Source organism: Candidatus Latescibacter sp. IFSED24, from assembly GCF_058273205.1.
In genome coordinates this window covers 1,561,397-1,575,245 of the sequence record NZ_CM177850.1, presented here as the reverse complement: position 1 = coordinate 1,575,245, position 13,849 = coordinate 1,561,397, and the positions used below count along the sequence as shown (strand labels likewise).

Sequence of the window (13,849 nt, the reverse complement as noted above, 5' to 3'; positions counted from 1 at the left end):
ATGCTGGACATCCTGCTTCTGGCCGTGGTCCAGGGCCTCACCGAATTCCTTCCCGTCAGCAGTTCCGGACACCTCGTCCTGTTGCAGAACATCCTGGGCGGGCATGAGGGCGATCTCTTTCTCGACATCGTCCTGCACTGCGGGACCCTGGGCTCGGTGCTGGTGGTCTACCGCCACGAGATCCTGCGCCTCTTGCGGCTGGACCGGCCGGCGTTGCTGTACGTGCTGGCACTGGCGGTAGGAACGGTGCCTTTGGTGTTAATAGCGCTACTGTTTAAGGGTTTAGTAGTTTTTGTATACAAGGCACCTGTAATTGCAGGAATCGGGCTGCTGGTCACCGGCGTGGTGCTGCTGACCACTAGAGCCGCCAAGGCGGGGGATGACCTGCCCGAGCCATGGCAGCCGCGGCCGCTGCCGCTCTTGAAGGCCTTGCTCATCGGCTGCGCCCAGGCCGTGGCCATCTGCCCGGGAATCAGCCGTTCGGGCAGCACCATCGGCGCCTCGCTCTGGCTGGGCCTGCCGCGGGCCGAGGCGGCTCGCTTCAGCTTCCTGCTCTCGGTGCCGGCCATCGCCGGGGCCCTGGCCTTGCACGTGCTCGACGGTGACCTGGTCACGCGCACCAGCCCGGTGGGCCTGGTCGCGGCGGCGGGCGCCGCGTTCCTGGTGGGGCTGCTGGCCATCCGCTGGACCGCGCTGGCGGTGGTCCAGAAGCATTTCTGGAAGTTCTCGTTCTACGTGATTCCGGTGGGACTGGTGGCGCTCGTCCTGCTCCTGCGCTGAGGTCAGCTGCCGATCAGCCGGCGCGATTGCACCTGCCGCATGGTCTCCTCGACCCGCTCGGCCTCGAAGGGCTTGATGACGAAATCGCCGGCGCCGGCCCGCACCGCCTCGAGGACCTCGTCCTTCTGGCCCAATGCCGAGATCATGACAACCTGCGCGCCCGGGTCGGCGGCGACGATGCGGCGACAGGCCTCCACACCGTCGAGGACGGGCATGGTGATGTCGAGCATGATCAGATCGGGCCGCAACTCGAGGTAACGGGCCACGGCCTCCTCGCCATCGGCGGCCTCGGCCACGACCCGGCAATCCATGTCTTCCAGGATGTCCTTCAGCATCACCCGCATGAACTGGGCGTCGTCGGCGATGATGACCGTCTGCTGCATGCTGTCCTCCGCCGGGACCGGTTGGGCGGCGATCGTGCCGCTGGTAAACGACTGGCGTGATGACGCCGTCTGGTGTATTCAGAGATCGACCCGCAGGCGCGCTTCTTTAGCCGCGTCTCCCACGTCCGGTTCGATCCGGACACGTCTTCAGGAGGAGCCAGCATGGTGCCCCGCAGGATCCCCGCTCTCGTGGCTGTCGTGGCCACTCTCGCTGCCGTGTCGGCCCTGGCCACCGAGGTGGTCGTCTCGGGGCCCGACCAGCGCAGCACGCTCGAATTGACCGTCTACAACCAGGACCTGGCGCTGATCCGCGAGTTGCGCACGGTCGAGCTCCCCTCCGGCCCGCTCATGCTCGAGTTCCAGGGCGTGCCCGAACGCATCCGACCAGCGACCCTGCTGGTGGAGGCCGGCGGCAGGACGGGCCTGGTGGTGCGCGAGCAGAACTACGAGTTCGACCTCATGTCCCGGGAGAAGATCCTGGAGAAGTACGTGGGCCAGGAGCTGGCCTGGATCCAGGAGGATGGCGAGCGGATCACCGGCCGTCTGCTGGGCATGGCGGCCGGGCCGGTCTACGAGGTCGGCGGCGAGGTGGTGTTCGAGGTCCCTGGCCGGATCGCGTTGCCCCGGTTGCCGGAGAACCTGCGTGCGCGGCCGACGCTGGTCTGGCGCGGCGAGACCGAGCGCAGCGGCAAGGCCGATCTCGATGTGAGCTACCTCACCGGCGGCCTGTCCTGGAATGCCGACTACGTGCTGCAACTCGACGCCGCGGGCAAGCAGGCCGACCTCAAGGGTTGGGTCACGGTGGAGAACCGCAGCGGTGCCGGCTTCGCCGCAGCCACGCTGCAACTGGTGGCCGGGGAGATCAACCAGGTCCGTTCGGCCTTGGGGCAGCGGAATTTCGCCATGATGGACATGGAGGTCAAGGCCTCGGCGCGGGCCCCGCAGGTGGAGGAGGAGTCGCTCTACGACTATCACCTGTACACGGTGCCCTGGACCACCGACCTGCCCCAGAACAGCAGCAAGCAGGTGTCGCTGCTCGACGCCGCCGGGGTCGCGGTGACGCGCCACTACACTCTGCATGGCGGCAACCATCTCTTCCGCGGGGCTTCGCCGCAGGACCGCGAGGACGTCTGGGTGAGCTACAGCTTCCTGAACGAGGAGGCCAACCGGCTGGGGCTGCCCCTGCCGGCGGGAACCATGCGCGTCTATGGCCAGTCGGAGGCCGGCAAGCGCCAGCTGCTCGGCGAGGACCGCATCGCCCACACGCCACGCGACGAGGAGGTCGAGCTCAGGGTGGGCAAGGCCTTCGACATCGTGGCCGAGCGGGTCCGCAAGGATTATCGCCGGGTTTCGGATCGAGTCCACCGCACGAGCTGGGAGATCACGCTGCGCAACCACAAGGACGAGGACGTGACTGTCGACGTGCGCGAGATGCTGGGTGGCGACTGGGAGGTGCTGGCGAGCAGCCTGCCGCACACCAAGCTGTCGGCTCAGGAGATCCAGTTCCACGTGCCGGTGCAGCAGGATGGCGAGGTCGTGCTCAGCTACACGGTCGAGGTGACCTACTAGGTCAGCGGCCCAGTTCCCTGGCCCGGGCCCTCAAGCGCTGGTCGTCCGGCCGGAGCTCGAGGGCCCGCGCGTAGGCCCTGGCGGCGGCCTGTCGGTTGCCCTGGCGGCGTTCCACCTCGGCCAGGTTGGCCCAGGCCTCGAAGTTGTCGGGATCACGGCGGGTGGCCAGGGTGAAGGCGTGGGCGGCCTCCCGCGATCGGCCGAGCCGGAAGAGGCAGTTGCCGGCATTGACCAGCGGCGGGGCCGCGTTGCGATTGAGACGGGCCGCGGTCTCGAAGTGGCCGAGCGCGTTGGCGAACTCGCCCCGCGACAGCAACTGGTTCCCCTTGTTGTGATGCAGGGTCGGGTGATCGGGACAGTGCTCCAGCCCCAGGTCGAGCAGCTGCTCACCGGAGGCCGGGTCCCCGATCAGGTTGAGTAGGCTGGCCCAGGCCGCGACCTCGTCGGCCAAACGCACATCGCGCCCCGGCGCGGTATCGGCCAACCGATTCCGGAAGGCCGAGATCGCGGGCCAGAGCGGTGAGGGCGCGCTGGCCGGCGCGTCGCCGTCACGGCGCACGAAGGTCACGCCGGCTACCCCGACATCGCTCATGGACCACTCGCTGGCCCCGTCCAGCGTGCGGAGCAAGGGATGGGCGGCGGTGTTGCGGTGCGCCAGGCAGACCGCGGCGGCCCGCCACCGTCGCAGCAGGTTCAGTGCCTGCGCGCCCCCGGTCTTGAGGGTCGCGTAGTCACGCCAGACGTTGGACGGATAGGCCTCGGTCCGGCCATCGATGGCGATGGGACCGGCACCGGCCGCGACGAGGGTCGCGGCGGCGTCCACTGTGTTGGCCACTCGTCTGGGACTGGTCGCGGCCAGGCGGACGGCCTGTTCCTCCGGGTAGGTGGCCGGAGTCAGCCCCGTGCCCCAGCGCCGCGCGACGCCCTCGCGCAGGTAGAAGGTGTCGCTGGCCAGGGCGAGGAGCCACCAGCCGATGGTGAGCCAGGCTAGCGCGGTGGTCAGTCCGGTGAGGACCAGCCCGGTTCGCCGCTGACCCGGCCAGGGGCATCGTTCCCGGAGCCGATCCCAGGGCGTCCGGGCCGGGACCTGGCTCCCGTGCAGGACCAGGAAGGCCACGGCGTAGAAGCCCAGGTTCCGCTGCCCCTGCCAGGCGGCGAACGCGGCCAGCAGCCAGAGGGCGGCGCGCAACCGCGACACCCTGCCCCAGCCCAGGACGATCCAGAGCGCGCCCCAGACCAGCGAGACCTTGAAGGCCAGGAGGGTGAGGGCGAGGCTGCCTCGGGTCTCGAGGAGGGGGACCAGCTCGCTGATGACCTCCCTCAGGTCGACGCCGCTCTCACCGAACTGGCCGAGGGCGCGCAACGGGTAGAGCAGGCCCTGCAGGCCGTTGGGCGTGAGCAGGCCAGCCACCACGGCCAGCAGCAGCCCGGTGAGGGTTAGACGCCAGCGCTGGACGGGGCTCAGGCCCGGCGCCGGGGCCAGCCAGCCGGCCAGGAGCCAGAGAGGCAGGGCCAGCGCGGCGAAACCATGCCACTGATACCAGACCAGGGTCAGGATCAGGGCCTGTCCGCCGGGACGACGAGGGTCGAGGAGCTGGCGCCAGAGGTTCGGACCGGCACCCGTGGCCAGGGTGGTCTCCACGCGGCCCAGGAGCAGGACCAGCAACACGAAGCTGCCCAGTTCGGGGCGCAGCGTCAGCCGGGTCCAGAGCATGGCCAGGCCCAGCAAGGCCACCGGACCGAGCCAGGGTAGGGCCCGGGCGGCCATCTCGCGTTGACGCCACCAGGGGAACGCCAGGGCTCCCAGCAGGCAGGCCGTCAGGACCAGCCGCACCGCGATCCAGCCTCCGGACCGCTCGCCCAGGCTCCGACCGTCCCCGGGGCCGGCGGCGGCGGACACGGTCACCTGGAACAGCCACTCGTGGTCGAGCCAGGCCGTCTGCGGCGCCGTGAACGAGTAGGTGTTGGTGCGGGGGATCCCCTGGCCGGCGAGGATGTCGCGGCCGGTGCGATCGTGGAGGGGAAGGTCGAGATCCGAGATCGAATGCCAGGCGAGGGCCAGGCCCAGCAGGACCAGGGCGGCCAGGGAGAGCGAAGCAGCCAGGCGGCGCCAGGGCGAGGACAGCGGTTCAGTCATGAAACCAATCTAGCGCGTGCAGCCCCGCTGGCACAAGAGGCAACGGCGCTGACACAATTTCGGCTGCGGAATGCGGTCTTTGACATATTGTCAAAACCGGACATTTGAAATCCATATTAAGGTAAATGTTAAAGCTATAACTTGCTTTCGATAAATGACTTAAGAGGCTCCCTCCACGCCTGTCCAGGCCGGAAATCATGGTATGGATCTTGTTAATAGGATGAGTAAATACGGTCCGTACCCCACTCGATTGATCGGGTATCGCGATAGAAGGAACGAGGTAACCATGGCCAACGTCAAGAAGCATCACGAAAAGTCTTCCGGCGGTGCTGCGCAGCTGATGAGCAACCTGGATCTCTATTTCCAGGAAGTCAAGGCGTATGACCTTTTGACCCGGGAAGAGGAATGTGAGCTGGCCCGTGGCATCCATCAGGACGACCAGGAGGCGCTGCATCGGCTGGTCAAGGCCAACCTGCGGTTCGTGGTGTCCATCGCCAAGGAGTACGCCCACTACGGCGTGCCCCTGGAGGACCTCATCAACGAGGGTAACCTCGGCCTGTTGAAGGCGGCCCAGCGGTTCGACGAGACCCGCGGCTACAAGTTCATCAGCTACGCCGTGTGGTGGATCCGCCAGTCGATCCTGGCGGCCCTGGCCAACCATAGCAAGATCGTCCGCATGCCCCTGAACCGGGCGCGGGTGCTCAACCAGATCAAGAAGGTCTCCAGCGAGCTGCAGCAGAAGCTGCGCCGCAAGCCCGAGGCCGAGGAGATCGCCAAGGTCCTGGGCCTGTCGGTGGACGAGGTGAAGGACACCCTGCCCCTGATGCAGGACAACTTCTTCCTCGACGACTACGTCGGCAACGACGAGGACAGCACCTACCTGGACTTCCTGGAGGACACCACCAGCGAGGGGCCGGATTCGCACGTGATGGAGGACGATCTGCATCAGTCCATCCACCGCATGCTGGGCGACCTCAAGGAACGCGAGGCGCGTGTCCTGCGCATGTACTACGGGCTGGGGACCGACCGTGAGATGACCCTCGAGGAGATCGGCCAGGAGATGGGGCTGACTCGCGAGCGCATCCGCCAGATCAAGGAAGAGGCCTTCGAGAAGATCCGCAGCAGCAAGACGTTCCGCTACATGCACGACTACACCGAGATGGACCGCGCGATCTAGACGGTGTCTTTTCGGAGCTGACGAGGGGCCCCGCCGAGAGGTGGGGCCTCTTGCATGGGCTCAGTCGTCCGCACCAGTCGCGGTGAGCTCGATCTGTCCGGCCGAGGCCTCCTGCAACGCCCGGGCGAAGCCTTCCCATGACGAGTGAGGCAGCCAGATCTGCCAGTGCACACCGGTCCCGTAGTGCTCTTCTTCGGTGCGCCCGCCGTGAGCGGCCAGGAGGTGGGCCACGGTCTTCTGGTGGGCGTAGGGGAACTCGAGCACGAAGGACCGGCCCAGGAGGACGGTGCGTCGCGGAGCGGCGGCCAGCGCCTCGCTGGCGACGCCGCCGTACGCCCGGGTGAGCCCTCCGGTTCCCAGCTTCACGCCACCGAAGTAGCGCGCCACCGCCACCACGGTGTCGGTGAGCCGGGCGCCCCGGATCGCCAGCAGGATGGGCTCGCCTGCGGTTCCGGACGGTTCGCCATCATCGCCGCGGACCTCGGCCGGCGCGGGGGCGATCCCCAGTCGCCAGGCGAAGCACACGTGACGGGCGTCGTGGTACCGCCGACGCATATCCTCGATGAGCATCCGGGCCGCCGCCTCGTCCGCGGCGGGCGCCGTCTCGGCCAGGAACCGCGAGCGCTGGATCCTCTGCTCGGCCGCGGCTGGTCCGGCCAGGGTGAGGTAGCTGTCTGGCAAGGCGGGCATGGTCCTCCGGTGGTCGCCTGCTGGTCCAGGACCAGACACCCTTCGGCGGGAAGAGCGCCTGACTCTGGAGCATACGGCATAGCTTCATCCACGGCAATGCGTTACGGAAGGGGCTGAGGCGCTGGTCTGGCACGACGATTGCGTTGTCCGGGGATGCGGACACCGAGAGGGTACCGCAGAAAGGATCGTCGTGACCCGTCGTCGCTGGCTGCGGCCCCTGGTGGCCGCCGTGCTTGTCGTGCTGCTGCTCGCCATCGGTCGGGCCCGGGCCGAAACCGGGTCCTATGATCCCGGCTCGCATATCCAGCGGCCCGTGGGCGTCGGTCCCGCCTACGTGACCTTCGCTGCCGGGGGCGGCGCGCTGGCAGACGGGGACCAGGCGCGACCCGGATACAGCTTCTCGCTGGTCGCCCGGCCCCATCGGGCGGCCGACTTCTTCAACGGACTCTACGCCTGGAACACGGGACTCGTCCTGCAGGTCGATCGCCAGGGCGGCGGCCCGGCCACCATCATCTCCGGTGACCTGATCCTGCGCCGCTACCTGTCCGACATGCGACCGATCTCCGGCGGCAAGTCCGCGTTCTTCGGCATGGGGGTGGGCCTCAGCCACGTGGAGTGGAGCCACCGCGAGGATCGCCCCGATGGCGCCACCGACAACTTCTCCTTCCTCGCCGAACTCGGATTAGAATGGAACCTCGATCCCGCGCTGGTATTGGTAGGCAAGGGACAGTATCGTCTCTACAACCGCGGCGGCATCGACCATTCAGGTTGGTCGATTCATCTGGGGGCAGGGCTACCCTGGCCCTTCTGAGATTCCTCTCGGTCGTCGCTCGGACCCGTTGCGCGCGAGGTCGATCCATGTCAAGCAACCATCCGTCGGTGTGGATGATCCTGGTCGTGCTACTCGTCACGGCCACCGGGGTCACGGCCCAGGAGGAACTGGCTTACGCCGAGTACCGTGCCATCGCCCAGAGCGCCATCACCCTGCATCATTGCGCCATGTTCGAGCCCCTGGAAGGCCAGCCGGGCATGATGCTCGTGGTCGGCGACAAGTTCGGCAAGCTCAACGTCTTCTGGCTCCGGGCCGGCAGGGAACACGAGCGGGTCTGGGTGAGCCGCCAGCTCGAGGGCAACGCCGACGAGGTCCTCGTGGCCGATCTCGACGGCGACGGACTCGACGACAGCATCCTCGCCCGCACGCCACGGCGGCTTTACGTCTGGGACCTGACCCGCGACTACTTCAACAGCTTCGAATCCTCGCCCAACGACTTCCAGGATATCCGGGCCTTCACCGTGGCCAACGTGGACGAGGATCCGGCCAAGGAGATCGTGGTCAATGCAGACCTGAAGATCCACTACGTCGATGGCGTGCAGTTCAGCAAGGATTGGACGAGTCTGAACGATTTCGAGGCCACGCGCATCCGCTGCGGCGACGTCGACGGCGACAATCGCATGGAGCTGGTGCTGAACACCGGTCAGGTTCTGGATTCGGCGACCGGCAACGTGGAGTGGGAGGACCAGGTCTTCGGCACGCGGCTCGAGCTGCTGGACTTCGACGGCGACGGGATCCTGGAGATCCTCACCGAGGGCGACGGCACGCCACTGCGCGTCTGGGATGCCGATTCGCGGAGCGAGAAGCGCTTCCAGTGACCGGCGCCCTGCCGGCCATTCACCGGCGAGGCCGACTCCTACGGGAGTCGGCCTCGCTGGCTTCTGGATCCTATTGGTCGCGGGCTCAGTCCACCGAGCGCATGGCCGCCAGGAACTCGTCGGCCTCGTGCCAGCCGCTGAGCGTCTTGCCGTGGAGGATCCGACCGTTGCTGTCGATGAACGCCACGGTCGGCAGCCCCGGCACGCGGAACAGTTCCTTCACCGCGGCCATGTCCGCGTCGTCGGCCTTGGTGGCGTCCACCTTGATGGTGATGTAGCGCAGGCTCTCGCGCACCACCTCGGGCTCCACCCACACCTTCTTGTCGAGCTTCTTGCAGTAGGCGCACCAGGTGGCCCAGAAGTCGATGATGATGGGCTGCCCCGTGCTCTTCGCCAGCTCGATCTTGCTCTCGATGAAGGCCATCACGTTCTCACCGGTATGGACCTTCTCCCACTGCACCTTGTCGGGCAGGGGGGCGGCCGCGGTCTGGCTCGAACCGGCGGGCCCGGCGGCCAGGGCCGCCACCGGCTGGACGACCGTCGGCGCGGGCAGCAGGTCGGGCAGGACCGCGCGGCCCAAAAGCCAGATACCGGTCAACAGGACGATGATGCCCAGGCCCTTGCGGGTCCGATCCCACCAGTGGGTCTCCGGGGCCATGCGGTCGAAGGCGCCCATGAACACCGAGACCAGGATGGTCACCCCGCCGAGCAGCGGGTAGAAGAACTTGGCGGGCAGGACCAGCCCGGGGCGGACGAAGAAGAAGGCCATGTAGAGCAGCAGGAGCCCCATGCCCTTCTTCACCGATTCCATCCAGCCGCCGCTCTGCGGCATGCTGCTCATGAGCGAGGGGAAGGTGCCCACGGCCACCAGCAGCGCGCTGAGACCCAGGCCGAAGATGAAGAGCGACCAGAAGCCGAGGAAGATGCTCCCGGTGGTGCCCACCCAGACCAGGAGGGCGGCGAGGAAGGGACCCACGCACGGCGAGGCCACCAGGCCGGCCACCATGCCGGCGACAAAGGCGCCGGCCACGCCGGCCTGGCCGCCGCCGGCGCCCTGCAGACGGTTACGCAGGAAGGCCGGGGCTTCGAGCTCGAAGGCGCCGAACATGGCGAAGGACATGCTCACCATGAGCACGGCGATGGGCACCAGCACCGCGGGGCTCTGCAGGAACGCCGTGATGCCGCTGAAGACCGTGGCGGAGACCACGCCGATGATGCCGTAGACGATGGCCAACCCCAGTCCGTAGACCAGCGAGAGCAGGAAGCCCTTGCCCAGGCCCTTCTCCTGGGTCTGGGCTCCGATCACCGCCAGGGTGATGGGAATCATGGGGTAGATGCACGGCGTGGCGCTCATGAGGATGCCGCCGAGGAACACCAGGCCGAGGAACAATAGCAGGCCGCGGTTGGCGATGAAGTAAGTGATCCGCTCGGCGGTCCACTCCTTGCCGAAGTCCACCACCACCGTGCCGGACCAGACATGTTCGCCGGCGGGGCTGGTGACCGCAACCTCGAGGCCGTGCTCGCCAGGCTGAGCACCGGGATAGACGGGCGCGGACCAGATGAACTGGCCGGGCGCGTCACCGGGCTTGAGCGGGTAGGGCTCCTCGAGGAGACGAATCTCGGCTGTCCCCGTTCTCGTCACGGAGACAGAGATGAGCCCAACATCGCGACCGGCCGCGGCGGGCAGTTGCAAGGTGAGGGTCAGGTCCTTGCCGATGATGGTGGTCTCGCCCACCTGGGTCACCGTGAAGTCCTGGGCTCCTGCGGGGAGGGCTGCCAGCGCGGTCAGGATGACGACTCCGACCATGGCGGCGACACGTCGATTCAGCGAGCTGCTTGTCATGGATCCTCTCGATTCTCTACGATCGTGGAGTTCATGCCAGGGGTGGCAAAGTTTCCATTCGACCTTAAAAGTTATACCATGGAGTGACACTAGGCCATTATTGATTACGCCGTTTTCCTGACGGCTCCAGCGAAAGGACAGCGAGTTGAAACACCATGGTGGTGGGATTTTTGCCCTGATTCTGGTTAGCGGTCTTTTGATCGTCGGTGGATGTGGGAGCGACGATGAGGGTGGCTCGGAGTCCGTCCAGGACGCGAGCGCCGCTCCGGCCGTGTTCGGTATCGGCAGCGACGCCCCGGATTTCGTCCTGAAGGACCTCGCCGGCGTGGACGTGAAGCTCTCCTCGCTGCGTGGCAAGGCCGTGATCGTGGATTTCTGGGCCACCTGGTGTGGACCCTGCAGAGCGGTCATGCCCCACCTGCAGGCGCTCTCCGAGGAGTATGCAGGTCAACTGGAGATCCTGGCCGTCTCCCTGGACCAGGTGCCCAGCGAGGCCGTGCCCCCCTTCGTCGAGAAGCATGGCCTGACCTTCACCATGCTCGCCGACACGCGCGCACCGCAGGTGGCCAGCCAGTGGGGCGGAGTCAACCGTATCCCCACCTCGTTCCTGGTCTCGCCCGACGGCAAGGTCGCCTATCGCTGGCAGGGCGTGCATCAGCGCGAAGAATACGAGAAGCAGATCAAGAAGGTCCTGGGGCTGTCCTAGGCGTGGTGGGAGTGGGGGAACCGAGGCTGGCGGAAGGTCCGGGCAAGAAAGAGTCCCTGGTCGCGGTGGTGAAAACCTTCGACCAGGGACACGCCGATGGCTGGGATCATTTACGCAGCCACCAGAAGAGATCGATGAGGCCCAAACCCATGATCACTAGGCAAATCGGACTCATGTCACTCCCCCTTTCCCGGTCAGAGGTTCATGCTGTGGACAGTTGTTGCATCGGCCGGGGCGGGGGAGACTTGAGTCCCACGGGATCGGATGGTGGGGGCTCGGCTTGAGCGGTTTCCGATCCTGGAGTAGCAAATCGAGGGCCCGCCGGCCAATCCGATAGTGCAAGTTCGGGGCCAGCGGGTACGGGAATCCCGTAACTATTGGTACTTCAAGACGATGACGGTCCTGTCATCGGACACGGCGGCGCCGCCGAATTCCTCCACACTAGTGAAAATCTGGTCGCAAAGGCGTTCCGGAGTTCCCTGGTGGGCGTTGGCGGCCATGGCTTCGAGTCGCTCGATCTCGAAGAACTCCTTTCCGTCAGGGCTCGTCTGCTCGGTGATCCCGTCGGTATAACCCAGGATCATATCGCCGGGTTGCAGGCGGACAGTTCCGCGTCGATAGGGGACGCCGGCGCCGATGCCGATCACTGGACCGCCACGACGCAGTGGTTCGCGGCGGCCGTCCGTATGCAGCAGCAGCGGAGGTTCCAGGCCCGCATTGCAGTAGGTGAGCAGGCCCGAGCGGAGGTCGAGGACCGCATAGAAGAAGCACACGAAACGGCCGGCGGTCAGGACCTCACCCATCCGCCGATCCAGGGCGCCGATCACGGTCTCGGGGTTGACCCCGGGCTGGGCGAGCTCACGGAAGGTCACCCGCACCGTGGTCATCATCAGGGCGGCGGGGATACCCTTGCCCGCCACATCGGCGATGCAGAAGCCCAGGGAGTGATCCGGCACCAGGGGGAAGTAGTCGTAGTAGTCGCCGCCGACCTGGCGACAGGGATCGTTGCGGCCGCAGATCCGCACCGCGCCAGTATTCAGGGGTTCGGTGGGGAGCAGCTGGGCCTGGATGTCGCGCGCCACGGCCAGCTCGGTCTCCAGCTGGCGGCGACGCAGGCTCTCGGCATAGAGCCGCAGGCTCTCCAGGACGGGGGCGGTCTGCAGCGCCAGGTTGGCCAGGTTGGCCAGGTCCTCCTGCGAGTAGAGCGAGCCACTGGCCTTGGGGCCACAGGCCAGCAGTCCGAGCAGGCGGTTGCCGGTGATCAGGGGCACCATCAACTCGGTGTTCAGCGGCAGGGCCGTCCGGCTGCCCGGGCTGCCCAGCCCTGGGCCGGCCCAGTCCTCGAATTCCTCGCGAAAAACGGGCCGCCGCAGGCGATCGAGGAAGGCGACGGCGGGGTCGGATAGGAGCAGGTCGGGCCCGTGAGCCTGATCGACGGGCATCCGGCCCACATCGACCAGCGAGGAGGCCTCGGCATCGCTGGCGAGATAGAGCGCGAGCCAGCGCGGGCGGTAGAGGTGGTGGAGCCGGGCGAGCAGCATGGAGTGCGCTTCCTCGGCGCTGACCTGCACCGCCAGGCTGCGGCCCAGGTTGGCGATGGCCTCCCGATTGGCTCGCCGCGAGGGATAGAAGGTGGCGTCGACCACGCCCTGGACCCGCCGGCGCAGCGGCAGCACCGAGAGGCTGGAGGCCGCGATCACCACCACCAGCACAGGGTAGGCCGAGACCTGGAAGGTGCGCGTCACCAGGGTCCCCATGATTCCGGCCAGGACGATGTAGGCGGTCAGGATGGCCAGGGTCAACAGGCCGTAGACCAGGCTTGTGCGCACCACGAAGGCGGTGTCCAGGGCGCCGTAGCGCATGATCGCCAGGCCGAAGCTCACCGGGACCAGGAGGAGCGAGAACCCGAGATACTCCCAGTGCGGGAAGGACGGCAGCAAGCCGCCGCCCACGGCCACGGCAACGAGGAACGGGACCAATCCACCCAGCAGGCCGAGCAGGATGACCCGCAGCTTGGTGTGGAGGATCGGCCGGTCGCGGCGCAGCACCTTGCGGGCGAAGACCACGAGGCCGAGGACGAAGAAGATCAGGAAGTGCAGCTGGGCCGCGCCCTGGAGCACGCCGGCCGCGGTGGATTCCTCCGCGATCCCGACGAGATGGGCGAGGACAGTCAGGACGATGAGCAGGCCGGCGGGCACGAAGAGATAGCGCTGCAGGCGGACGGTGCGCACCCGGCCCGTGGCCGGGAACATGAGGAAGAAGCGCAGGAAGTAGACCGGCCAGAGGTACTGCAGGAGCTCGCGCAGCATCTGCTTGAGCTCGAGATAGCCGCGTAACGGCAGGTCGGGGATGTCGGCGAGGAAGAAGGCGAAGATCAGGCACATGGCGAAGAAGTCGCGGCCCACGGTGTCGTGGCGCCGCCCCAGGACCCACCAGCCGATGAGCAGGAACGTCAAGCCCGTGAGCCAGGTGCTCAGGCCGAAGATCATGCGCGAGCGGCCCGGGCGGCGGGGCACGATGCTGGCGGTGAGATTCTCGCCTGCGCGCGTCACCGTGAGCAGCCGGGGATCCAGGGAGTAGTTGCCGGCGCAGGCGGCGAACCAGTCGACCATGCGGTGGATTTGCACGCCATCGAGGGCCAGCAGGTGATCGCCCGCCTGGATGCCGGCGCGCGCTGCCGGACCGTCGGGGGCCACGGCGATGACCTGGGTCCGATGGACCGCCAGGCCCAGGTCGGGCTTCTGGAGGATGTGGACCGAGACTGGCAAAGCCGCCAGGGCGAGCAACGGCGCCAGGGCATACCGCCCGAGGAGGCGGGTCCAGCGTTGTCGACGGGTCTCTGCGGCCGGGGTGGTCGCAACCATGGGCCGTCCTTCCGCGCAGGGGCCTCGGTCAGGCTACCACGCACCGCCGC

The 13,849-nt window shown here is 67.2% G+C and carries 11 protein-coding genes; 6 read left to right on the top strand and 5 right to left on the bottom strand.

Annotated elements, in window-relative coordinates; genetic code table 11:
* Positions 1–780: an undecaprenyl-diphosphate phosphatase gene (locus tag IFSED24_RS06485; protein WP_491334404.1), complete on the top strand. Its 780-nt coding sequence runs from the start codon at positions 1–3 to the stop codon at positions 778–780.
* 2 nt (positions 781–782) lie between these two features.
* On the opposite strand, the gene IFSED24_RS06480 is transcribed toward IFSED24_RS06485, so the two are convergent.
* The gene (locus tag IFSED24_RS06480) at positions 783–1,163 is read right to left on the bottom strand and encodes a response regulator (RefSeq protein WP_491334403.1); all 381 of its coding nucleotides are present in this window, start codon (positions 1,161–1,163) and stop codon (positions 783–785) included.
* A gap of 162 nt (positions 1,164–1,325) precedes the next feature.
* Here IFSED24_RS06480 and IFSED24_RS06475 point away from each other — a divergent pair, with 162 nt between their 5' ends.
* Positions 1,326–2,732 carry a DUF4139 domain-containing protein gene (locus IFSED24_RS06475; RefSeq protein WP_491334402.1) on the top strand — a complete coding sequence of 469 codons (1,407 nt, stop codon included), beginning with the start codon at positions 1,326–1,328 and terminating at the stop codon, positions 2,730–2,732.
* 1 nt (position 2,733) lies between these two features.
* Here the strand turns inward: IFSED24_RS06475 and IFSED24_RS06470 are convergent, their stop codons facing one another.
* A complete protein-coding gene (locus tag IFSED24_RS06470; RefSeq protein WP_491334401.1) occupies positions 2,734–4,869 on the bottom strand; it encodes a tetratricopeptide repeat protein in 2,136 nt (711 codons plus the stop codon).
* Between the two features lie 286 nt (positions 4,870–5,155).
* Here IFSED24_RS06470 and IFSED24_RS06465 point away from each other — a divergent pair, with 286 nt between their 5' ends.
* The gene (locus IFSED24_RS06465) at positions 5,156–6,046 is read left to right on the top strand and encodes a sigma-70 family RNA polymerase sigma factor (RefSeq protein WP_491334400.1); all 891 of its coding nucleotides are present in this window, start codon (positions 5,156–5,158) and stop codon (positions 6,044–6,046) included.
* A gap of 60 nt (positions 6,047–6,106) precedes the next feature.
* On the opposite strand, the gene IFSED24_RS06460 is transcribed toward IFSED24_RS06465, so the two are convergent.
* Positions 6,107–6,736, bottom strand: coding sequence for an IMPACT family protein (locus IFSED24_RS06460; protein WP_491334399.1), 630 nt, complete (start codon positions 6,734–6,736; stop codon positions 6,107–6,109).
* A gap of 190 nt (positions 6,737–6,926) precedes the next feature.
* Between IFSED24_RS06460 and IFSED24_RS06455 the strand changes: the two genes are divergently transcribed.
* A complete protein-coding gene (locus IFSED24_RS06455; RefSeq protein WP_491334398.1) occupies positions 6,927–7,547 on the top strand; it encodes a hypothetical protein in 621 nt (206 codons plus the stop codon).
* A gap of 47 nt (positions 7,548–7,594) precedes the next feature.
* A complete protein-coding gene (locus IFSED24_RS06450; protein WP_491334397.1) occupies positions 7,595–8,386 on the top strand; it encodes a hypothetical protein in 792 nt (263 codons plus the stop codon).
* 85 nt (positions 8,387–8,471) lie between these two features.
* On the opposite strand, the gene IFSED24_RS06445 is transcribed toward IFSED24_RS06450, so the two are convergent.
* On the bottom strand, positions 8,472–10,229 hold the full coding sequence (locus IFSED24_RS06445) for a protein-disulfide reductase DsbD family protein (protein ID WP_491334396.1): 1,758 nt from the start codon (positions 10,227–10,229) through the stop codon (positions 8,472–8,474).
* A gap of 271 nt (positions 10,230–10,500) precedes the next feature.
* Here IFSED24_RS06445 and IFSED24_RS06440 point away from each other — a divergent pair, with 271 nt between their 5' ends.
* Positions 10,501–10,935 (top strand): TlpA family protein disulfide reductase, encoded by a 435-nt coding sequence (locus IFSED24_RS06440; RefSeq protein ID WP_491334395.1) that lies wholly within the window; start codon positions 10,501–10,503, stop codon positions 10,933–10,935.
* A gap of 374 nt (positions 10,936–11,309) precedes the next feature.
* On the opposite strand, the gene IFSED24_RS06435 is transcribed toward IFSED24_RS06440, so the two are convergent.
* Positions 11,310–13,799 (bottom strand): SpoIIE family protein phosphatase, encoded by a 2,490-nt coding sequence (locus IFSED24_RS06435; RefSeq protein WP_491334394.1) that lies wholly within the window; start codon positions 13,797–13,799, stop codon positions 11,310–11,312.
* Between the last annotated feature and the right edge of the window lie 50 nt (positions 13,800–13,849).